Origin of the sequence: Pseudalkalibacillus sp. SCS-8, from assembly GCF_040126055.1 — a bacterium.
GTDB lineage: Bacteria > Bacillota > Bacilli > Bacillales > Fictibacillaceae > Pseudalkalibacillus > Pseudalkalibacillus nanhaiensis.
On sequence record NZ_CP143541.1, the window covers coordinates 3,229,192 to 3,252,299 of the forward strand.

The following is a 23,108-nucleotide window of genomic DNA, read 5'->3' on the forward strand; positions in this document are numbered from 1 at the left end:
GTTATTAAGGAGATATAAAGATCATGTATCGAACTGAAATACGCAGAAAAAAGAAACGTCGTCGTAAGAATCTATTATTGACGTCTCTCTTCTTAGTCATTTTCTGTACAATCGGATATGGTTCCTATTTGACTTTCAAACTGGTAAACGCGACCGATAATTCTGTCGAACAGTTGAAAAGAGGAGATAAATCGAACCTTCGCGAAGAAAAAATCGATGTGGGAGAAGATAATTTTTCTGTCCTCTTTATCGGTGTCGATGCACGTGAAGGAGATAAAGTCAGCCGATCGGACGCATTGATTTTAGCCACCTTCAACAAAAAGGATAAATCCGTGAAGATGGTCAGCATCCCTCGTGACTCATATGTAGAAATTCCAGACCGTGGCATGGATAAGATCAACCACGCTCATGCCTTCGGCGGTGTCGATCTGGCCGTCCAAAGTGTCGAGAACCTATTTGGGGTTCCTGTCGACCATTATGTGCGCCTAGATTTCAGAGCATTCATTGAAATCGTCGATGCGCTCGGTGGTGTAGAAGTCGATGTGCCAAAAACATTCAGTGTTCAAGACAGCCAGGACCGTGAAGATGCAATCACCTTACAGGAAGGTGTTCATGAGCTCGATGGTGAAGAAGCACTCGCCTTCGTACGGATGAGAAAGCAAGATCCGACCGGTGACATCGGCCGTGGTGAACGACAGAAGCAAGTCATTAAAGCCATCATTGAAAAAGGAACATCCTTATCGTCGATTACACGGTACGGCAAAGTGATTGACGGACTTGAAAAGAATATCCAGATGGATCTGACATTCAGAGAAATTGCAGCCCTGCATGATTACGCTGGCAGCATTGACGATATTGAGTCCCTTCAGCTTACTGGTTACAACTCCAACAACGGAACGTTCTACTATATGTTGGATGAAGGAAGCGTCGAAACGATCTCAGGCAAACTACGATCACACTTGGAAATCGATACACAAAATAGCAGTACAGCCTCAAATGATACGTCCAACGGAGACCAAACTGCATCAGAATAAAACGGATAGCTGACCCGAAAGAATTCGGGTCAGCTTTTTTAATGGAAAAACGTGATGAGCGGACGTGTGCGGTTGTCTGTTGATGCGGATTATGAACCTAGATTGACGATTTATGAACCGATTTGAAGAATTATGAACCCAGATGAAGATTTATGAACCCAGTTTAAAAATTATGAACCTAGATGAAGAAATTATGCACCGATTACTTTTTCGGCCTGCAAGTGGACCAATCAAAATAAGAATGAAGATCTTTTCCACAGCTTCCACCTCTCGTTTTGATCTTCATCCCGCTTATGAAAGACATTTCCGCTCACTTTCCACCTTGTTTTGTCCTTCATACCGCTTATGAAGGACATTTCCGCTCTCATTCCACCTTGTTTTGTCCTTCATCCCCTTTATGAAAGACATTTCCGCTCACTTTCCACCTCGTTTTGTCCTTCATCCCGCTTATGAAGGACATTTCCGCTCTCATTCCTCCCCAGTTTTGTCCTTGATTTCTCCCGACCTTCCCCTAAAATGAAAAAAACGATTGGAAACTCCAATCGTTTCATTATCAATCATTTAAAAAAAGCACCCCGCCAAAAGACGCGGTAGTCTTAGGGTGGGGCGCTTCCAATTTCACTCTCACAATAAAATTATCCAGAAGAAGGCGATGATAAATCCTGATAATAGTGTTCCAATCAATAACAATAATAATTGTTTGCCGTTCATAGGATCATCCTAACTGACAGTTATAGGTCCTTTTATGAATAGTCTTACCTAAAAGTTGCGATGGCTTTCTTAGCTGTATCCAATGCAGTGCCTTTCATCTCGTCAACGGGCCCCTTCATCAAATCCACACGCCCCTCAAGGTCCTGCATAGCCTCTACAAGCATCTCTGAGGAACCGCGCAAGTCATCTTCATCCACATGACCTGCCACTGGCTGGTTACACATACCCGCAAACGAGTCGATTTTCGGATCATACGAAAGAGCCAAAAACGGCGTGTATGTAACCGCAGCAAATATGAGGGAATGCAGCCGCATTCCGAACAGCAAATCCGACTTTCCGATAATCGCGATTTTTTCATCAATACTCGCATCAAACGGTGCCATATGCGCGGAATGCTTCATTTTATCCATAATGTCTTGAGAGGCATCACGATCATGTGCGCCATGCATCGGTACGAAGACGACCTCGGCCTCGAACTGATCCATAAAACGGTCAAGCTCTTCAGCAATCGTCGTTTTAAAATCTTCGTTCTCCTTCCAATTCCGGACGGAGACAGTCAAAACACGCCCGCTGAATCCCTGCTTCTCATACCAATCGGACGCGAGTTCTCCATCAAAGCCGATTACAGGGTCAGGCACGATTTCGAGCTCCTTCCTCACACCGATTTCTTCAAGCAGGTTCTTGGAATCCTGATCACGGACAGTGACCTGGCTCGCCTGGTTCATGACATGGCGGACGATCCATCGGCTGAACGAAAGGTTCAGTGGACCGATTCCTTGGGCATAGATGAACACAGGTTTCTTCAACCAACGCGCCAACTTGATGATTCCGCCGTAGTAAGGGATGGACTTCCACCCAGTCGAATCCTGGAACAGGCTTCCTCCACCGCTGATCAAGCCATCCGACGTTTTGAGCGCCTCTTTTACCTCAGCCATTTTCCAACGGTTCACAGCTTCAACGCCATAAAGTGCGGCCGTTTTTTCGGGATTATTGGAGAGAACGACGACTTCCACGTCCTTCTCGACAGAACGTAACGATTGAATGATGGAAAAGACGATTGCTTCATCGCCAATATTGTCAAAACCATAATATCCTGAAATGACGATCCTCATGTTACCACCTTGCTTTCCATTTTGAAACGTACCGATTTCCTATTTTAAAAATAACGATGAACAGTAAACCGATCACGAATCCAAAACTTAAGCTATACAAGCTTCGAAGTAATGAAAGGTACAACGGGATATGAAGATGGGTAAACGTGTTCACGAGTGACAACCACCCAATGATGGATGGGATCATGCATAGCAAACCGAGTTTCACATAATTCCGCATGAACAAATATAGTCCAAGGACATAGAAAGGAAATCCGATCAACAATTCCTTCGTCCGTGGTCTTACAAAAAGCAGATCTTCGAGCATTTGACGGGCCATCAGCTCAAACTCCGACACCGAACCTGCATTTCCAGTACGGCTGACATAATAGAGCATGACGACACCGAATGCACCGATGATGATCAAGTGCCAGTATTTGATCGGTTTGTCGAGCAATGTAACAGCCTGGTTCAAACTGAACCGCTTCGTCGTACGTCGGTACACCTCAAACAACACATAGAGAATCGTAAAGGCGATCGGGAAAAGGTATAGGACTTTGACACCGCGGAATCCTTCACCGACATGAAGGAAGAACTCTGTACCGAACAGAAGCCCTACGACAAGCCAGATGCCGATGAACGAAATACCAACGGCCTTCAAGTATTGAAGGACAATCGAACGCTTGTCTTTAATCTCTTTATACGATAACGCAGCGACAACCGGAGTGACAGGTGCGACACCAAGCGCAAGAAGCTTCAACAAAAGCTCATGCGACGTGACGAGATACAAGAGTGCGACGAGCGCGCCCCCAGCTCCAGCCGCCAGCACCCATTTTCGACTTAAAAATTGACTGACCGCAAGCATTAAGAATGCAACCGATCCGACAAGGATGACGATCTTCTCCCAGAAATCATGTGCGAGTGACGGGAATGTGAAGGCTTCATCGTTTTGATATTTCGCTGGCATCGCTTCTTCCAACCCCTGGAAAAAGGCAATATTCTCTTCAATCAGTCTCTTGGCATCTCCTAAAGTCAGCAGGTGGAAATAGAGGACACGGATATTCCGTTCCTTAACTGCTCGAACCGCTTCCTCCTCCAATTCGGAAGGTCGCTTCTGTTCGATGTCAAAGCTTCTTAATCGAATCACATTCAAATCGTTTTGAGCAGCGAGGGATTCAATTCCTTTTTGTCCATATTGCTCGATCGTCAATAAGGAATACTCGTTCTCCTTTAACCGCTCGCCCCATTTTTCGAAGTCTTTTTCCGGATAACCAAGTGCTTCCGCTCCGTAGAACAAGACTTTATCGATAGAGCCATTCAAGGTGAAGGCCTGATCCCAAATAAACTCATTTGTTTCGATGATTTCATCGACTGGGATACGGAGAACGGTCGAATACCCGTATTCTTCTATACGATCGATTTGCTTTTGCGAATAACTGAGGAAAAGATCTTCAATGACCTTCGGATTTCCTTCAACGAAGATGTAGTCTCGACCATTCATCTCCAGCTCTTTCCAACGATCCTCAAATACGGTCTTGAGTGACTCCTTAAGAGGAATGTCGGTTTCAATATCCGATATGTATAATCCTTCTTTATCTGGAAGATCCTCAAGCTTCAACCCTGCACCTAATGCAATCGGTACGATGTCATTTTGATCGAATACGAGGATTTGCCCTTTATCTTCAAGGGAATCGATCGTTTCAGGCATGAAACTGACCGAAGTGACACCGGCTTTGCGAAGTCCATTCAAGACCCGACGTTCTTCAGCGCCTTCTCGGATCAACTTATCCATTTCATCAAATGGTACGGTGATTTCGTACGTATCGTAATTCCATTCTGCTGTTGCACGCTGATAAATCATCGGTGATGTCAGAATCAAGGATGCGATGAGTATGATCCAAAGCCACTTTTTCACACAAAAACAATCCTTTCACTTGCTAAAATCTTGGTGGTTGACAGTAATGAAAACCGTGCAAGACCAAGCCTTCATCCAGGCTGAGCCTTCGCTTTATCTTTATTTTGCATTTAAATATATTCAAAACGTTATACTTCCTAAAGAAGAACAAAGCTTGGCATACGCCAAGCTTTTCGTATCTTTTATATCATGCCCATTTGCAACTTAGAATTCCCATTTATTAAATTTTACGTGTATTCGCTACGCGACTGAAGAAATTCAATACAGGGCGGTAGTTCGAATCCACGAGTCCGACGATCTCCACCACAAGTTCAATGAAGATGAGCAGGATACCTACAATGAGTAAGGATCCCCACAACGTCGTACTTTCGATCATGACTGCAGCAAGCCCGAAAATCGCACTCATTGCGTAAATGATCAATACGGTCGTACGATGACTGAACCCTAACCGCTGCAGGCAGTGATGCAAGTGCGATTTGTCAGGTGCAGACAAAGGCTTCTTCTTCACGATACGACGTACGATGGCGAACAGCGTATCCGAAATCGGTACCCCAAGGATGATGACAGGGACCAATAAGGAGAACAAGGTAATGTTTTTAAATCCAAGCAAGGAAATGACGGAGATAATGAACCCGAGATATAAGGATCCGGTATCCCCCATGAAAATCTTTGCCGGATTGAAATTGTATACAAGAAATCCAATCGTACTACCTAATACAGCAAAGCCGACAGCCATGACAAACGTGTTTCCATTGACGATCGCCATCGTTGAAATGGTGATCAAAACGATGGAGGAAACACCTGCTGCCAATCCATCCAATCCATCAATAAGGTTGATGGCATTCGTGACACCAATGATCCAAATCAAGGTGATCGGTATACTTAAATATCCTAAGTCGAGTCGGATATCAAAAGGTAAATTAATGAAGTGAACAACGACACCGCCATGAATCATGATTCCAGCTGCGATGATTTGTCCTAGCAACTTGACCTTTGGTGATATTTCGAAAATATCGTCGAAAAATCCCGTTGCGACAATAATGGTTCCTGCTGCTAAGAGAGGAATCATGTATTGCTGATCGGGCTGTAATAGGTAAAAGCCGATCATCGAGCTGATATAAATTGCGAGTCCGCCAAGGCGTGGCATCACTTTCGTGTGAACCTTCCGTTGGTTAGGCTGGTCCGTCGCACCGATACGGATTGCAAATTTTTTGATGACAGGTGTCAATATCACGGATGATAAAAAACATATCAACAACGTAAGATACAGCATATTCAGGACACTCTCCTATTACAATTCAAAACAAATGATGTCAACATTTGTTTATATACCCGTTTTTTTGACAAACTAAGCCTAAAATACAATACACAGGGAAAATTATACCATAAAAAGTCAGATTAAAATGCATGTTTTCAATCTTTTTTAGTATGCTCATCTGGATTTTTTTCTCGCTCTGATCCAGTTATTTCTTGAAAAAGGCACCGATTCCAGGAATTGATCGAAGTTCTTCATTCGAGATCCCTTTGAAACGGATAATGCAGACGAAATAAATCAATCCGCCAATGATGATGCTGATCAACGAGTACCCGAGTGCGGACAGCCTGCTCCACCCTTCAATATCCAGGAAAAGTGTCGGAAGTCCGATAACGATACCCATAAGTATAGACGAACCAGCATGCACAATTGTTTCTTTCGAATAGAACTTTACGTTTGTGTACTTATAAATAAAAAATGAATTCGCGCCAAATAATAAAATGTAAATCACGAGGGTCGAAACTGCGGCTCCAGTCAAGCCCCATACCTGGATGAATGCAATGTTCAATCCAACCTTCACGATCGCTCCGACTGTGATGATGATTGCAGCCATTTTTGCTCGATCCAGTCCTTGTAAGATTCCTGTACCCAGCACGGTCAATGCCGTAAACACGGCGCTTAGATTGATGATGGCAAGAACCAGGCTTCCATCAAGGTTGGTGAAAAGGGCAAGGTTCAATGGCAGTGTCAAGGCAAATAGACCGGTCGCTGCAGGCCAAGATAATAGGTTTCCTAACCGCTGTGATTTCTCAATAATGTTATTCGTCGTCACTAAATCCTTTTTGGCTATACTTTTACTGATTGTTGGAATTAACGGTAAAACGATTGATGTTGAGAAAACCGTTGCAATCTGCACGAGAGAAAGCCCTCTTCCGTACAAACCATACAAATAATTTATGCCTTCACTTGTCCGATCCGCTAATTTCAAGCTTAACGGAATGGACAAGGAATCGACGACATTGATCAATGCCATCGTCAGCGCTCCGACACAAATCGGCAGTGAGATCAACAGAATTTTTTTGGATGTTCGCTTGAACGTCGCCATGGAATACGGGCTTCCAGCCTTCGGACGAATTGATGCCCTCTGAAACAGGACGCGTAGATAGACAAGTGAAACGATAGCGCCGATCGATGAACCGACCATAACACCCGCCGCCACCTTCTCATCAGAAAAGCCGAGCTGGACCATGTAATAAGCGACCCCGATTACTAATGCGACACGTATGAATTGCTCCAACACTTGAGAGTAAGCGGTCTGCCGCATATCCTCATACCCCTGGAAAAAGCCACGGTAAACCGCCATGTACGGCGCAATCAACAGGGTGGCAGACACGACAATCAACGATAAACGCGTTTTTTGCCCGCCCAATACTTCTGCCAGAGGTGCTGAAAATCCTGAGATCAGTGAAAAACTGACCAAGCCGAATAAAAACGCAAGAATACTTGCCGTGACGAATATGTTCCGGATCTCCTGCTGGTCTCCTGCTGTCCTAGCACGTGCAATAAGCTGCGAAATCGCGATCGGAATTCCGGCAACTGATAAAATCAGCGCCGTCATGTACACCGGGTAGACGAGAGAAAATATGCCCAGCACTTCATCCCCTGCGATGTTCTGCAAGGGGATGCGGAAGATACTGCCTAAAATTTTTGAGACGAGAGTCGCAATCGTCAACACGAGCGTGCTTTTCACTAAGTTTTGGCTCATTTTCGTTCCTTAGCTTTCTGTTCATTGATTTTTTTCATAAAACGAGGAATCGCCATCATCCGTCCGATTCGGGATGGTTGATTCAGCAATCGGTAAAACCATTCAAGATGCACCTTCTGCCAAAAGACCGGCGCCCGTTTCACGGTACCTGCCCATACATCGAAGCATCCTCCGACACCCATGAACACACCTTTTTCAAAACGCTCCACATTTTGATTGATCCACTTTTCCTGGCGTGGGAAACCGAGTGCAACAAAAACAAAATCGGGCTTTAACCGCTCAATCTCATCGGCAATCTCATTCTTCTCCCAATCAAAATACCCGTTATGATAACCGACGATTTTCAAATTCGGATACGTTTCTTCAATTTGGTTTTTCGCTTGTCGGATAACTTCTTCCTTCGCCCCCAACAGATAAACGGATAACTGCTTCTCATTCGCTTCAGCCAAAAAGCCTTTCATCAGGTCGAATCCCGTTACACGCTCTGGAAGTGGCGTGCCGAGTTTATCGGCTGCTTTTACAATTCCGATTCCATCCGCCGTCACATAATCCGCTTGCTGAAGGATATCCATATACGATTGATCCTCATTCGCATGCATGACAATTTCCGGATTCGCCGTTACGATTGTCGCCTTTTTAGACGGAACGGCATGCTCCGTTACAATATGCTTTATAAAATCATTCAATGTCGTTTTTACAAATGGGACTCCAAGTATTTTCACTCTAGGAATTGCCATAAGTCATTCTCCTTATCCTTACATTTGAGTTCAAAGAATAACTTTATCATACCAAAAAGAGAACGCAACAAGAAATTGTCGCATTCTCTTCCAGAATTTTATTATTTTGCTACCTTAAGCTCAGTCGTCAATTCGCTATGCTTTCCATCATGATAAATGTTCGCTGAACCATACTTCTTATCGATTGGCATGATGTTGAACCATTGCCCATCACCACTTGCTACTTCCTTATTGATGATGAATGTGATGCCATTCTTCGGATACGTATAGATGATATTGCTTCCTGTCGCTATCGCTTTATCCCTTACATTGACTCCGCCAGCGTTAAGCGTGATTCCAAGCTTGAATTTATGCATATCTTTACCGCCGAGCATCTTATCAGCACGATACATTAGACCTGCAATTTTTTCAGCCCAGTAAGGATCAGAAGCATAACGTACATTCATCCCTCTTGATTTGTTTCCAAGGAACGCACCGTTATATTTCCAGTTTTTCAGATTAAAGTACCCTGGTTTGATGAATTCACCTGCTACACGATTGATTCCATCCTCAAAAGACTTAAATGTCGTCGCATTTTCTCCAGGGTTCGTATCCGTCGCTTTCCAACCAAACAAATTATATTTCGATTGAGCGATTTGACTCGTACCCCAGTTACTTTCGTGAATCGCATGAGCTAGGAAGTAAAGCGCGTTGATGCCATACTCCGCTTCAGCTTGCTTGAAGTTCTTACCTAATCCGACAAGTGGTGATTTATTGAACCCGTTACGTGGAGTGAAACCATCTTCAATAAATTTATCAAGCTCGGCCGCTGTGTAAGATGTTTCCGAATAAAGCGGCAGGAACTGGAAGTATTGATACCCTTGTCCAACAAATTTACCCGTGCTCGTATAGAAATCATGTCCATCCCAGCTGTAATACTTTGTTCCTTCGGTCAAGAATGAAGGTGCGTTCCCTACAACAAGCTTTTCATAACGATCCAGTTGTGGAACATAAATATAGTGATAGAGCTCACCAGCGGATGCTTTATAGTACGAACGGCCTTTCAACAGTGCAGTTGGAACCAACGTTACATGATTACTATCTACGTAACCGATGCTTTCAGCCGATTGTACCTTGATCCAACCATCTCCTGCTTCAATGAAATTAAATTCAGCACCTGAGTTGACGTACGTGATCGTGCTTCCGCTCAAGCTTTTCGATTCATAAACAACGGTTAACTGGTTCGTATGCGTGTAACCTGCTTTAATCCAAACGATCTTCTTCCCATTCATGATGAAGTGGTCGTTTGAAGCGATGTTCTGCTTAGCCTGGTCGAATGTTTCGAATTGGTCAACGACAACAACCTCACCAGATCCATTCACTTTCGCCGTGCTATATTCATAATTTTTCGGAGGCGTCATTACAGTAAGAAGTCGGTCAATGACGACTGCAGCTTCTGCACGCGTCGTGTTGGCTTGTGGACGATAGGTCCCATCAGGATTACCATTTACGATTTTCAAAGAGATGACACGCGCGATATCATCGAGCAAGCTCGGGTGAATTTTATCCTTATCGGTAAAATTGACTTCAGCTTCAGATGCTTCAATCGCCTTCGTCTTCAACGCCTGGTTGATGACGACTGCCATATGTTCTCTTGAAATATTGTTGTTCGGTTTGAACGTGCCATCCGGGTACCCGTTGATGATTTTAACAGCTGCCGATTTATGTATTGGTCCATAATACCACTTGTCTAACTCGACATCTTGGAACGGCTCGAAGTTAGGATCGTCAGGTAGATCCAATGCCCTTGTAACGAATGCCGCGAATTCTGCTCGCGTCACTTTACTGTTGGGACGGAATTCCCCATTTCCATACCCCATCATAATGCCTTTTTCATTCAAATGTCTTAACGATTTTTCAGCCCAGTGGCCTGTGATATCGTCCTCTGCAGCAGATACATTCGGTGCAATGGCTCCAAATGCAACAACTAAAACAACCATGAAAACCCATAAACGCCTAAACCCAAACTTCATACTTTTTTCCTTCCTTCCTTTTATTTTTTGAAACTATAAAACTAGGGATGAAATAACGACAAAATATTTATGATTCTACAAAATGGTTCCTTATGTAACAAATACTGGTTTTGTAGAGTGAGATGAAAATGTTAGTAATATTATTGATCGTGAGAATATCCAATCGCATTCCGATTATCTCTCCCCACTTTCTATATCGGTGATAATTACGAATATTTAAGCTTCAAAATTGAAAATAGGTCCTCCAATTTCTTTTCATACAAAAGTATCAATCCATATATTAGAATAGTAGTAATAAAGTCGGTATATCAGGAAGCAAGGTGAAATTTGGCACCTAAAAAGCTCCAAGGCATTTTAGCCTTGGAGCTTTTTGTCGAGTCTATTATTTTTCTTGTATGCTTTTGATGTAGTAGGTTCCTTCTTCTTCTTCATAAATGAAGGTGATTTCAGTTCCTTCTTTTAGGTTGGCGACTGTATCCTTCAATTCTTCCGTGATTTGAAAGGCTTGAGGACCATCTTCAAGCTCGATTTCAATCGTGTGCGGGTCTGCTTGTCCATTGTAGGTGCCTTCCCCGGTCATTTGTTCAGTAGCCGGTTCCTCTGAAGTGGCTTCATCTTGCTCACCATTCTGATCATCTGCTCCTGACCCTTGCTCTTCCATGCCAGATTCATTTTCGTTCGATTGACCATCTTCGGTCGTACCGCAAGCAGTAACCAGCACGACTGCCAACAGCCACATTCCTATTAAACGCCAAAACTTCATACATGTTCCTCCCCTGCTTTGATTTACCAACATCATAGCAGAAGAAGGCGATTCACCCATCCACCTTTCTTCCTATTGCTGTGTTTTTCATTCCATTCAAGGTCTTTCATCACAATATAAAAAACACCGAGTATCTCTACTCGGTGTCCGTCCGATCTATTTATACCTTCAAAAAGTCCCCTCGTTGCTTTTGCATGACCTTCTCTTTGAACTGCTTCTTTTCTGCCTTGGTCATCGCTTTGTATTCCTTCAAGAATTTCTTGTATTCCGGAAGGACGTCATCAATGTCCCCGTATTGCTTCACTTCACCAAACTCCAGCCAAAGCGCCTTATCACAAAAGCTCTTTACCTGTTTCATCGAGTGACTGATGAAGAAGATCGTTTTTCCACGTTCCTTGAACTCGTTCATCTTATCAAGACACTTGTCCGCGAACGTCTGGTCACCAACCGATAACGCTTCGTCAATGACAAGGATATCGGGATCGATTGTAACTGAAATCGCAAATCCGAGCCGCGATTTCATTCCGCTTGAATACTTCTTTACTGGCTGATCGATGAATTTACCGATTTCAGCAAACTCGATGATTTCTGGCTCAAGCTTTTGGATTTCTTTTTTCGAAAATCCAAGCATAAGACACTTCAGCTCGATGTTCTCCCGACCCGTAAGCTGGTTGTTCAAACCGGAGGCGATCGCAATCAAGGATGCTTGTCCGTTGATCGAAATCGACCCTGAAGTGGGAGGTATGATACCTGAAATGATGTTCGAAAGCGTAGACTTACCTGCTCCGTTAACACCAACGACACCGATGACATCTCCCTCACTCGCTTCAAAGCTTACATTTTGCAAAGCATAAAAGTCCTCGCCATATCCGCCTGGAAGTAGGATATCGAGTAATTTATCGGATGTTTTGCTGTACATTTTAAAGTTTTTCGTGACATTTTCTAATACGACAGACTTTTTCAATACGTTCACATCCATTTTATAAATAATCGACAAAGTGGTTTCGGAACTTGATGTGCAGCATCGAACCGATCGTCAGCAAGACGAGGACTAATCCCCAGAAATACAATGTGTACTGCAAGTCTTCAACAAAATACCAGGACGTACCCAATAAGGAAGCACGATAGCCATTCACAAGATAATAGAACGGATTCGCCATCATGAACGTTTGAATCCATTCAGGCAATCGATCCGGCGACCATAGGAACGGCGTCAAGTACAGCATCATCCGCATGACTGCCTGCACAATCATCTGCACGTCCCGTACGATTGTTGCTAAAGTCGATGTGATCAAGCTGATCGCCATCAACAGGATAAAGGTTGCAAAAACGTAATACGGCAGCTGGATCAAATAAACCGATGCTGGAAAACCGAGAAACTGCAGCAGAATGAAAATAATCACCATCAGAGCTAAGTGGACATAAAACTTTCCTATGATGACATAGGATGGGATGACACTTAACGGGAAGCTCATCTTGGAAATCATCTTGATTTTTTTGTATATGGATTTCGTCGCTTCCAATATGGCTGGATTGATGAAAAACCATAAGATGATCCCAGATAGCATCCATGGCAGGTACGGGATGTCCCCCATCGCTTCTCGTTGATAGATTCCATAACCGAATACGAACCAGTAGATGGAGATCTGAATCATCGGGTTGATGACTTCCCATAACATGCCGAGGTAATTGTTATTGTTGGCTGCCTTCACTTCGTATAAGGACAATCGGCCAATCAGGTAGATGCTATTCCATTGTTCCTTGATGATTGTAAAAACAGACTTCATACAATATCCTTTCTAAGCTACGACAAGCTGAACAGTTGAATTTCTTATAGTGTCATCAATCATGCATGTTCCTTTTGGAGAAACACACGATCGACAACCTTTTTCGCTGATTGTCCCGATTCCAAATAACAGAACTTCTCGTAAAATTGTTTGAAATTCTCTTCCTGTTCCGGGTTCATCCCTTCGGCCTCACGAATGCTTTCAATCACTTCATCTGTCGTTTTGACCAATGGCCCTGGGGCCCTTTCTTTGACAATTAAAAGAATGATTATATTGTCCTAATATTCACGGCTTTTTATTTTACTATTAGTAGAAAGCGGTACACTCCCTAAATAGTGAACATAAAAAAGACGACCTGGTCAGGTCGTCTTAATCATTCAGCTCGAGAATGTCGTTTCAGTTTTTGTGCGCATTTCCTTCTTGAAACGCGGTACAGGAGGCAGCTTTCCGAAGATGATCCAATAGTTGTTTTGTAATGTTTTCTGAGTCAGTCGAACGACCGCCCAACTAATAAGAGATACAGCAATGAACGTGAAGAGCTGCCATCCATTATAGACGATCGGCGAACCTCCCTCTACCATTTTTCTCATAACCATCAAGAATAGAGGATGAATAAGGTAAATCCCGAACGATGTCGCGCCGATTTCCATAAACGTCGCCTTCGTATTGTAGCTGAACCGCTTATTCGCCCAATGGGCAAGAACGAAAAGACTCAGTCCTGCAAACAATGCATGCGTCGCCCATGCGAACTCGCCTAAATATTGATTGACCACTAATGGCAGATGCTTGGATACATCCTGATAGACACCAATGCGAACGAGGTACATATAACCTGTGTAAAGGATGACTAACGCACCGTATGTGAAAAAGATGAAAGCTAACATTTTGAATCGGAAGAAAGAATCCTTCATCTTTTCACGGATTGTATCGTAATACATTCCTAAAAATGCTCCTACAAAATAGAAAGAGAAATAAGAAAATGAAATGGATCCCTTCAATGTAATATGGAAGTATTCTTTATTCAGATACACCCATAACCATTGCAGAGCAATTCCAATCCACCATGAATGTTTACGTAAGAACGCAAACTTCTTAAACAAGAGCATGAAGAACGGGAACATCAAGTAAAGCTGTACACTTATGAAAACAAAGTAAAGGTGCGGATGAGCCTTACCTAATGCAAATAGATAAAGAAACTTCTCTATCGCAAATCCGATGCTCGGGTAATCATAATAGAAATACCATTTCAAAACAAAATACATACAAGAAAAAACAAAGTACGGAATCAAAATATATTTCAACCGTTTAATATAGAAGTTTTTGATTAATTGAGCACCTGTTTTTTTCGGATAATAATTATAGAACAAGACAAAACTACTTAACAGGATGAAAGTCGGTGTCCCCAACTTTCCAGCAATATTCAAGAAATTATAAACCGGAAACAAGAGTGAATCAGTTGGTATACTTGTAACGCCAGACGAAGATGAATGTACAACCAAGACCGCAATGATCGCAAATGCTCTAGCTAATTGTATTTCATCTAAACTAACTCTTTTCTGCATCGTCTTGCTAGCCTCCATTCCAGTTAGTTTATGGGTATTAATCGATTAAACTCCATAATCATAATAAGGACGAACGTCCCCGTCAACCAAATTAGGACTTACTTCATAAAAATGTAAATTTTTTAACCCTCGTTATGTGATTGTAATAAGGTAGCTTCTCTTTATTGGCTCTGTTTAAGGACATTGTTGATTTTGAAGCTTCAGGCGGACGCTTTCCGCGGGCAACGCTTCAGCCTCCTCGACCTCGTTCCTCGCTCTGCGGGGTCTTCAACTGTTGCTTTTCCCACTGGAGTCGCCGCCTTACGCTTCTTTTTTCCTTTAGCTTCAACAATAACAGCTTATAGAGCCTATGTATTAAAGTATTCGTCAACAGATTTGGTTCTAAGACTTACACAATAAAAAAGGAAAGGGATCCGAATATTCGGATCCCTTTCCAAATACTTAAATCAGTTGTTCTTACTTGAAGCGATCGTCGATTGCTCTAGAAAGGAATGTTGCGAATTCAGCTCTTGTAATACCTTTGTTCGGCTTGAAAGAACCGTCAGGATAACCAGAAGTCATATTATTCGCTACTAGCGTGTTAATATAATCCTTTGCCCAGTGGCCGACTGGAACATCCGTGAAGCGGTCATTGGTTGAACCTTCCAAATCGTAAGCATCAACAAGAATCTTCGCCATTTGTGCCCGTGTCAGTGTTTCATTCGGGTTGAATTTACCGTTATAGCCAGTCATGATACCTGCATTTGCAATTGCTGCAACTGCCTCATAACCAGTATCGCCCTTCTTGACATCCTTGAACTTTGGATCTGGCAGATTGTCAGTTTCCAAGTCCAATGCACGGACGATCATAAGAGCTGCATGCAAACGCGTCACCTTGTCGTTAACACCGAACTTGCCATTATTGTATCCGTTAATGATACCCATGACATTCAATGTTTCAACAGCATCTTTCGCCCAGAAACCATCCTTCATATCTTTGAAAGCTTTAGGTTTCTTGTCTGTATTGATGATTGTGATGTTCTTGATAGTTGTATGACCAGCCATGTCAACAACTTTCAATTCAAATTGATTCTTACCTGGTTCGAGTGAAACAGTCTCAGTCAATGATTTCTTGAAAGCTCTCATTTCAAAAGGCTCTTTGAATTCATTGTAGAAAACTTCACTTCCATCAATGTAGAATCTCATTTGATCGAAGTTGTCTTCCAAGTCAATGTTCAACTCTGCTTCTGCCTTATCTGTGAAGAAAGGACCTTCAACTTCAAGGATCGGCTTTGTTGAATCAACAATGATTGTACGGAGGAAGGACAAGTCATTACCCTTCGCATCTTTACCATGGAAGCGAAGTTCTTTTACTCCGTCAGTCTTGAATTCAATTGTCGTATTGAACGTGTAACGTTTCTTCTCGTTATCCCAAGCCAACTCTACTTTTTTACCGTTGACATGAAGCACTTCAATAGCAGAATCGTCATTGATGTGTCCGCTTACTTTCACTACTCTTTCACCGTACACACCAAGTGCTGTAGGAGAAGTAGCTGTAATGAATGGAACAGTTTTATCTTCACCAGTTGAATCCATTCCAGTGTTACCAGCCCAGTCTGTTGCTACAACTTTAACTGATTTAACGTCTTCTGTATTCTCTAACGTGTATTCTGTTTGATCTCCAGCTAAAGGTGTTTCAAGGACACTCTTACCATTTACGAGTACATCGATGTAAGAAACGCCCACACCTTCGTCAGTAGCAGACCAAGTAACTTTACCAGTCTCAGCATCATAAGAAGTTTCTACTGTCGGGCTCTTCGTGTCGATGTAGAATGGAATTTGTTTTGATTGCCATTCTGCATTCGGATAATCGATGACAGTATTCACTTCATAGTAGTAAAGACCATCTTCCATGACCTTACCTTTGTACTTACCATTCCAATCTGCAGCCGTGTAGATTGAGTATTGAGAATTTGCTCCTCTGTCATAATAGTGCTTTCTCAACTCATTTTCAGTACGAAGCGTTAGGATCTCGTCTTTGTTTTCATCAAGGATAGAGAACTTCGCTTTCTTCGCATTTCTGAGAAGAGACAATACAGGAAGGATTGTTTCGTTTACATTGTCACCGTTAGGAGAGAATGCAACCTTATCTCCATGAGCATCTTCACTTACTGGGTTCGTACCAAGGAAGAGGTAGTCATCTCCAGATGGTGTAACAAGTCCTGTCATTCCGTAGAATGAATTTTCTTCATAAATTGTTGCATCAACGATTGGCGCTTTGTCCCAGTCACCCTTGAATCCAACGTAAGGAACGTTTAATTCAGGATGTGTATCGTTGACATCTGCAAATGTGATGAATCCTTCTACAAAGTAGCCGTTTTCAAAATGCTCATCTAGCGGAATACCATAAGCCCAGTCAACTGTGTTCGTCAAGTCAACTGTTACTTCCACCTCAGTAGATCCATTTGCTGGAACTACAACTTGGTAGTCACCATCAACTTCAGCTCCATTATTAGAACTGATTTCAAGTGGGAACTCTTCTGTTCCTTCTTTGTAGATCGCTTGTGTTTCAACATAGTTCAAACCATTGATGACGAGATCCGTTTGGACAGTTCCCATAGCTTTGTATACTTCATTCTTTTCACCATAGTTCGTTAACTTCAATTTGAACGTTGTCTTATCTCCGATTTCCTTAAGAGCAACTTTTCCAATTCCGGACTCTACTTCTGTAACGACAACAGGTGTAGCCATTGCTGCATGAAGATCCATCAATCCAGCACCCTGTCTTCTTGGAGAATAATTCAATCCCGTTTTGAAGTAGTCGTTATAAAGGTTCAAGTCTAATTTCGGCTTGGAAGTATTCATCAAAATATTCTTCGCCATTTCAACACGATCTCTACCAGAAAGATCGAATTGCTCATCGACACGTTGCATGACGAGAGCAGAACCACCAGCTACGTGAGGCGCAGCCATTGAAGTACCACTCATCAAACCATACTTGTTGTCTTGTAATGTAGATAGGATATTTCCACCTGGAGCTGTGATTTCAGGTTTGAAATCAAGGTTTGGTGTTACACCCCAAGATGTAAAGCTAGACAACTTGTTGTTGTCAGGGTTAAGAGCTGTTACTTTCTCACCCTTGAACGCGATTTCAACTGTCTTATCAGCTTTTAAAGCATCGTGTAGCTTGTCGCCATCCTCTTTAAGAATGAAAAGTTGAGGAATTTCGATTGTGCTATCTGAAGCCATGCTCACATATCCAGAAGAGTGGTTGAAGATGATGACTCCAATTGCTCCTTCTTCCTGAGCATTCAATGTCTTGTTGACGAATGTTTCTTCTCCACGCTTGATCAGCGCGATCTTACCTTTTACATCGACACCTTCGAAGTCATTGACTTTATCTGTTTTTCTTCCCAATCCTGCATAAACAACTTCAAAATTACCTTCACCTAGTGAAGATGGGTGTACATCACTTGCAGATAGATAAGCGACTGGATCAGCAGCTTCTCCATCAATCATGACGTTGAATCCTTCAAGATCCAGGTATTGGTTTTCAAATGAAGCAACTTGTAAAGAGTCATTGGATAGACCAGGTGAACCAACAACACCGATATCAGGATTGCTTGCAAATGGTCTGTTCTCAGCGCCATTTCCGAAGTATGCAGAGTTACCTGCAGAAATCGCCATCATGACACCATGGTTTACCGCTCTTTCAATCGCTTTTTGCTCAGGATCTTCAGGCAATACGAATGCAGCTGTAGAACCTAAACTCATATTGATGACGTCTGCACCTAAGATGATTGCATCGTCAATCGCCTTTACGTAGATGTCACTCCAAGTAGAAGGCATTTCAGGGTCGTTTCCGAAAACTTTCAAACCAAGGATTTGCGCTTCAGGAGCTACACCCTTGATTCCACCATTTTCCTCGTCCCCGTTTGCTCCGACTGTACCGGATACGTGCATACCGTGCATGCTAGCGCCAGGACCAAGATCTCTTACTTCATGGTTCTTATCTGCATAGTTGTATGCATATGGAACTTTCTCAGTATAGTATTTACCAGGTAGTGATTTTTCGGCAATATAAGCGTTTACGTCAGCTTCTGTCAATTCAGGCGTCGTTTCATCACTCAATACCATATCCTGGTGGGATGGATCGATACCTGTATCGATGACAGCAACTGTCATGCCTTCACCTTTATATCCATAGTCAGCCCATGTCTGTTGAGCCTTTACAAGCTCTTTACTATAGATCATGTCAGGTTTTTGTTCTTCTGGTCTCTCATACTTATGTGAAATATGTACCTTTTCAACATTTGAAAGACTCTCAATCACTTCAATGAACTTGTATGTTACTTCTCCACTAAATCCATTGACAACCGTTGTAAAGCTTTCCTTGTATTCCATTGGAATTGCAGAAGACTTCATTGCATCCTTCACTGCGGATTGAGTCTTCAAAACTTCTTGTCTAAGTTTTTGTTTACTAGACTCAGACAATTCTTGATAGTTTTTCCCTGCACTTTGAGCAGCAAGCATCGCTGGCTTTTCAGCCAATTCAACGATGACTCTGACTCGATCATTCGGGCTATATTTCTCAGATGCTAGATCTTTGCTGATCTTCTTGACGAGTGGTGATTCCTTCTGCTGACTTACTTCTAGGTTAGCATTCTTGATTTTAGCAGGTGTGTTTGCACCTAGCGCGACATTCGAAAATGCCATCAAGAAGACTACAAGAAGTAAAAAAGATCTCCTCATGTTCTTCATGCGTGTACCTTCCCCCCATATAGGTAGTTTTATAATCCTCGAAAAAGGAGGAACTTTTCCGAAAATTACATAAATTTAGTTTAATACAAAAGCACTAGATAAGTCAATTTCTGTTTTTGATGGAATGTTCTTCAAATTATTCTTTATTTCGACATAAAAATCAGCCTGAAAAAGCAGAAAATCGTTGAATCTACTACCTTTACTTTGAAACTCAAAATTTACGACATTACGCTTTTTGTAGAATGCTGTAATTTTATTGTTACGTAATTGTAATCTTACAGGAGATTTCTGTATGGTAGAATAGTTTTTGTAAACCGAGGGGAGATTTTGCATAAAAATTAGGGGGAGGAAATGAAGTGTTAAGAAAAGCATTTACAGTATTTTCTGTGTTTCTTACTGCATTTCTACTTGTAACACCATCGGCATTTGCAAGTAGTAAAGGAGAAGAGGTTTCATCATACGCACATAAGTTTATAGGGACTCCATACGTATACGGGGGCACAACACCTAGCGGGTTTGATTGTTCCGGATTTTTACAGTATGTGTACAATAAAATTGGTGTTTCGATTCCTAGAACTTCCAAAGCACAATCAACATACGGAACTGCTGTTTCGAAATCTGATCTTAAACCAGGCGATCTAGTCTATTTCTCAAATACATATAAACCAGGCGTTTCACATTCCGGAGTTTATGTCGGTAACGGAAAATTCATCCACGCTTCTTCAAGCGGGGTTCAGAAAACTTCCATAAACGATCCATATTACTGGGGAGAAAAGTATACAGGAGCGAGAAGGGTCATTGAAGAAGAGCGTTTAGCTACATTACCTAAAGGTCAATACCATGATGTTCCTTCTGACTTCTGGGCAGAACCATCCATTACATATCTATCAATGAAAGATATCATCAATGGATATGACCAAAGCTTATTCAAACCAAACAACTCCATCACACGAGCTGAAGTAGCAACAATGCTTGCGAAAACGTTCAATCTACCATTGGAAGATGGCGCGCCAATGGCTAAGGATATTCCTAGCAACCACTGGGCGAAAGAAGAAATCAATGCGGTAATGAAGAAAGGATTCTTTGGTGGATATGCGGACGGTACATTCCATCCGGACAAGCCGATTACACGTAGCGAAATTGCTTCTCTATTCACGAGAGCGTTCAACTTATCTAATAATGGAAGCGGAATTGCATTCAGTGATGTTTCCAAAGGTTACTGGGCATATACCTCGATTCAAACATTGACGGCAAATAACATCGCAGGTGGATACAGCGATAACACATTCCGTCCAAAGAACAATGCAACAAGAGCTGAATTCTCTGTATTCCTACACCGCGCATTGACAAACTAAAATCCTAGTAAATGAAACAAACAAGACTGGCCGGACGTTAACCGTTCGACTGGTCTTGTTTTTTGTTTACCCGATTTTATATGCCTTAAACATAATTTTTTTACACATAGAAAATTCTTATTTCATTGTTGAGCGATGCAGTATGGATCCATTACTATAAATCACTCTTTTTTCAAAATAATCTTTTGGATTATACTTATATAAAGTTAAACTCAAGATCGTTCCTTTCGTTTGAAAGGCAATAACATTTTCACGTTCCCCTTCATTTACAATATAAAGTTCAGCTAAACCTTGAACATAATCATTAAATAAAGGATAGGCATTCCCCTCATCTTCAACAATAAGCTGCCATATATGGCTGTCACCCCAAAGGTATGTATTCTCATTTGTCGGATCTGGTTGAGGTGCAGGGGAGATTAACAGTTTAATTGTTTCTTTTGTTCCATCCCCATCGATATCTTCTTCTATTTCTTCTGCAGTAAGCGAACCTTCATACGTTTCAACTTTACTTTTATGAATTTTCGTTATTTCATTGTCACTTTTGGCTTTAGTGCTTTCTTTTGATTTAGGTTGGTTTAAGCAGCCTGTGACAAATATCACAATCATAAAAAGAAGCATTAATCCCTTCATTATTACCCTCCTCTATTTTCAAATAATTCCCATTTAACACTTTCTACTTTCTTCCTTATTAATCCTTTATCAGATTCTTTCAACTACTGGTTTTTAAGCAGAAAAAAACGGATACATCTCTGCACCCGTTTAGTCGTGTTCCTTCTTATTTATATTTGTAGTAATCGAGGATGCCTAGATAGATTGCTTTTGCGGCTTTCTCACGGTATACATCAGATGCCAGCTTTTTAGCATCCTCCGGATTAGAGATAAATCCTAGCTCGACGAGTACACCTGGCACATAGTTATCACGGATGACCTGGAAGTTTCCGTGCTTCACGCCGCGGTTGCTCGTGTCGATCGCTTTGTACAGCCTGTTTTGAATGTACTCAGCTAACTTCCTCGCATCTGAACCGTTCGGTGAATAATAGTTGTAATACGTTTCCGTTCCATGTGCATCTTCACTGCTATGTTTGTTGGCATGTACACTGATGAAGGTGTCGGAATTTGAATTTTCAGCAATCCACACCCGTTCACTAAGTGAAGGATATCGGCTATCATCCGTCCGTGTCATGACTACCTTGGCACCTGCATTTTCAAGATACGCTCGTAGCTTTTTACTTACTGAAAGAACGACTTCTTTTTCCACAAGACCATTCGCAATTGCACCTGGATCTGTATGACCGTGACCTGGATCGAGTGTGATGACTTTTCCGTTAATGATTGATAATGGCATTCCTAGATAGGCAGTGTGTACAAACCCTTCATATCCAGCCCCTTTAACGAACGCCCAGTCCCCGGTTTTAAAATAATAGTTGACTCTTGATCCGTCCTCGAGCCCTCCAGTTGAAGAATAGGAAGTACTAGGTCCTTTTCTTACATTGAGCCAGTCTGCTTTGACGATGCGTGTCTCAGGAGATGGCTGATCTTTTATGACACGGAAGGAAGAATTCAAGGCACGTGCTGTGAAAATCGCGAATTCTCCACGGGTTACTTTTCGAGTCGGTCTGAATGTGTCATCTGTGTAACCAACGGTAATCCCATTGTTTGCAAGTTTGTTAATAACACGATAATAATGCGCGAATGGATTCACATCTATGAAATAATAATTTTTGGTAGCTGAGAAATTGAATGCTTTGGCAAGCAGATAAGACATTTCTGACCGTGTCATATAATGATCCGGTCGATATGTACCGTCCCCATACCCATTCAGGAATCCTTTCTCATATGCTGATTGAATATAACCCGAAGCATAATCAGACGATCGTACATCTTTAAAGGATGTCTTTCGCTTTGTTCCATTCAAGCTGAATGTTTTTCCTAATACGACTGCAGCTTCTCTTCTCGTGACCTTGTTATCTGGACGAAACGTGCCATCTGGATACCCTGTGATAATTCCTTTGCTGATCAGATAATTCACTTTCACTGCCAGTGGATCACTGGAAGAGATGTCTGTGACATGTGTCTGAGCAGATACCTTGACATTGGAGACTCCTAACAACGACAATAAAACCATCAACGACAAAGATATACTGACAAACTTTTTCATTCCCCTAAATTTCCCCCTAAAATTTGTGCTTGCGACAATATTAGCACAGGATAAAGGGAAAAATTGTAGCAAAATGGGAATTTGAGTCATTTGGTGGATGCATTCGCATCTATATTCCCATAATAATTTTTTGTGAGAATATGCCAATTTCCTCTGAAAATTTTCCGTTTCCGACCGATAGGGTCTCCCCTTAGCTATTCATTCCCTCAATTGAATATTCATG

The 23,108-nt window shown here is 42.1% G+C and carries 16 protein-coding genes; 2 read left to right on the top strand and 14 right to left on the bottom strand.

From position 1 onward, the window contains the following. Positions 1-23: 23 nt before the first annotated feature. Entirely contained in the window at positions 24-1,034 is a 1,011-nt protein-coding gene (locus V1497_RS16715; RefSeq protein ID WP_349408649.1) for an LCP family protein, read from the top strand. A gap of 755 nt (positions 1,035-1,789) precedes the next feature. On the opposite strand, the gene csaB is transcribed toward V1497_RS16715, so the two are convergent. From csaB to V1497_RS16775, 12 genes are all read right to left on the bottom strand, one after another. Further along, a complete protein-coding gene (gene csaB / locus V1497_RS16720) occupies positions 1,790-2,857 on the bottom strand; it encodes a polysaccharide pyruvyl transferase CsaB (RefSeq protein WP_349408650.1) in 1,068 nt (355 codons plus the stop codon). 1 nt (position 2,858) lies between these two features. Then, positions 2,859-4,751: a DUF5693 family protein gene (locus tag V1497_RS16725; protein WP_349408651.1), complete on the bottom strand. Its 1,893-nt coding sequence runs from the start codon at positions 4,749-4,751 to the stop codon at positions 2,859-2,861. A gap of 220 nt (positions 4,752-4,971) precedes the next feature. Continuing rightward, positions 4,972-6,024, bottom strand: coding sequence for an MraY family glycosyltransferase (locus V1497_RS16730; RefSeq protein WP_349408652.1), 1,053 nt, complete (start codon positions 6,022-6,024; stop codon positions 4,972-4,974). A gap of 190 nt (positions 6,025-6,214) precedes the next feature. Continuing rightward, a complete protein-coding gene (locus V1497_RS16735) occupies positions 6,215-7,771 on the bottom strand; it encodes a polysaccharide biosynthesis protein (RefSeq protein ID WP_349408653.1) in 1,557 nt (518 codons plus the stop codon). Then, positions 7,768-8,508 carry a WecB/TagA/CpsF family glycosyltransferase gene (locus tag V1497_RS16740; protein WP_349408654.1) on the bottom strand — a complete coding sequence of 247 codons (741 nt, stop codon included), beginning with the start codon at positions 8,506-8,508 and terminating at the stop codon, positions 7,768-7,770. Before V1497_RS16740 ends, V1497_RS16735 begins: the two co-directional genes overlap by 4 nt. 101 nt (positions 8,509-8,609) lie before the next feature. Next, a complete protein-coding gene (locus V1497_RS16745; protein WP_349408655.1) occupies positions 8,610-10,520 on the bottom strand; it encodes an S-layer homology domain-containing protein in 1,911 nt (636 codons plus the stop codon). Between the two features lie 382 nt (positions 10,521-10,902). Further along, on the bottom strand, positions 10,903-11,283 hold the full coding sequence (locus V1497_RS16750) for a hypothetical protein (protein WP_349408656.1): 381 nt from the start codon (positions 11,281-11,283) through the stop codon (positions 10,903-10,905). 160 nt (positions 11,284-11,443) lie between these two features. After that, on the bottom strand, positions 11,444-12,247 hold the full coding sequence (tagH, locus tag V1497_RS16755) for a teichoic acids export ABC transporter ATP-binding subunit TagH (protein ID WP_349408657.1): 804 nt from the start codon (positions 12,245-12,247) through the stop codon (positions 11,444-11,446). Between the two features lie 16 nt (positions 12,248-12,263). Beyond that, positions 12,264-13,070, bottom strand: a complete 807-nt coding sequence (locus tag V1497_RS16760; protein ID WP_349408658.1) for an ABC transporter permease — start codon at positions 13,068-13,070, stop codon at positions 12,264-12,266. 59 nt (positions 13,071-13,129) lie between these two features. Next, entirely contained in the window at positions 13,130-13,300 is a 171-nt protein-coding gene (locus V1497_RS16765; RefSeq protein WP_349408659.1) for a CDP-glycerol glycerophosphotransferase family protein, read from the bottom strand. Positions 13,301-13,447: 147 nt separating this feature from the next. Next, the gene (locus V1497_RS16770; RefSeq protein WP_349408660.1) at positions 13,448-14,632 is read right to left on the bottom strand and encodes an acyltransferase; all 1,185 of its coding nucleotides are present in this window, start codon (positions 14,630-14,632) and stop codon (positions 13,448-13,450) included. A gap of 456 nt (positions 14,633-15,088) precedes the next feature. After that, positions 15,089-19,372, bottom strand: a complete 4,284-nt coding sequence (locus V1497_RS16775) for a S8 family serine peptidase (RefSeq protein ID WP_349408661.1) — start codon at positions 19,370-19,372, stop codon at positions 15,089-15,091. 356 nt (positions 19,373-19,728) lie between these two features. Between V1497_RS16775 and V1497_RS16780 the strand changes: the two genes are divergently transcribed. Continuing rightward, a complete protein-coding gene (locus tag V1497_RS16780; RefSeq protein ID WP_349408662.1) occupies positions 19,729-20,727 on the top strand; it encodes a C40 family peptidase in 999 nt (332 codons plus the stop codon). A 117-nt stretch (positions 20,728-20,844) separates the two neighbouring features. On the opposite strand, the gene V1497_RS16785 is transcribed toward V1497_RS16780, so the two are convergent. Together V1497_RS16785 and V1497_RS16790 are read right to left on the bottom strand one after the other, a co-directional pair. Beyond that, positions 20,845-21,357: a hypothetical protein gene (locus V1497_RS16785; RefSeq protein ID WP_349408663.1), complete on the bottom strand. Its 513-nt coding sequence runs from the start codon at positions 21,355-21,357 to the stop codon at positions 20,845-20,847. Between the two features lie 145 nt (positions 21,358-21,502). Continuing rightward, a complete protein-coding gene (locus V1497_RS16790; protein WP_349408664.1) occupies positions 21,503-22,885 on the bottom strand; it encodes an N-acetylmuramoyl-L-alanine amidase in 1,383 nt (460 codons plus the stop codon). Positions 22,886-23,108: the final 223 nt, after the last annotated feature.

Bases quoted from the DNA above. Each gene is read 5' to 3' on its own strand.
- V1497_RS16785 (WP_349408663.1), bottom strand. From the start codon at position 21,357: ATGAAGGGATTAATGCTTCTTTTTATGATTGTGATATTTGTCACAGGC.
- V1497_RS16790 (WP_349408664.1), bottom strand. From the start codon at position 22,885: ATGAAAAAGTTTGTCAGTATATCTTTGTCGTTGATGGTTTTATTGTCG.
- V1497_RS16745 (WP_349408655.1), bottom strand. From the start codon at position 10,520: ATGAAGTTTGGGTTTAGGCGTTTATGGGTTTTCATGGTTGTTTTAGTT.
- V1497_RS16730 (WP_349408652.1), bottom strand. From the start codon at position 6,024: ATGCTGTATCTTACGTTGTTGATATGTTTTTTATCATCCGTGATATTG.
- V1497_RS16740 (WP_349408654.1), bottom strand. From the start codon at position 8,508: ATGGCAATTCCTAGAGTGAAAATACTTGGAGTCCCATTTGTAAAAACG.
- csaB (WP_349408650.1), bottom strand. From the start codon at position 2,857: ATGAGGATCGTCATTTCAGGATATTATGGTTTTGACAATATTGGCGAT.
- V1497_RS16750 (WP_349408656.1), bottom strand. From the start codon at position 11,283: ATGAAGTTTTGGCGTTTAATAGGAATGTGGCTGTTGGCAGTCGTGCTG.
- V1497_RS16715 (WP_349408649.1), top strand. From the start codon at position 24: ATGTATCGAACTGAAATACGCAGAAAAAAGAAACGTCGTCGTAAGAAT.
- V1497_RS16760 (WP_349408658.1), bottom strand. From the start codon at position 13,070: ATGAAGTCTGTTTTTACAATCATCAAGGAACAATGGAATAGCATCTAC.
- V1497_RS16775 (WP_349408661.1), bottom strand. From the start codon at position 19,372: ATGAAGAACATGAGGAGATCTTTTTTACTTCTTGTAGTCTTCTTGATG.
- V1497_RS16735 (WP_349408653.1), bottom strand. From the start codon at position 7,771: ATGAGCCAAAACTTAGTGAAAAGCACGCTCGTGTTGACGATTGCGACT.
- V1497_RS16770 (WP_349408660.1), bottom strand. From the start codon at position 14,632: ATGCAGAAAAGAGTTAGTTTAGATGAAATACAATTAGCTAGAGCATTT.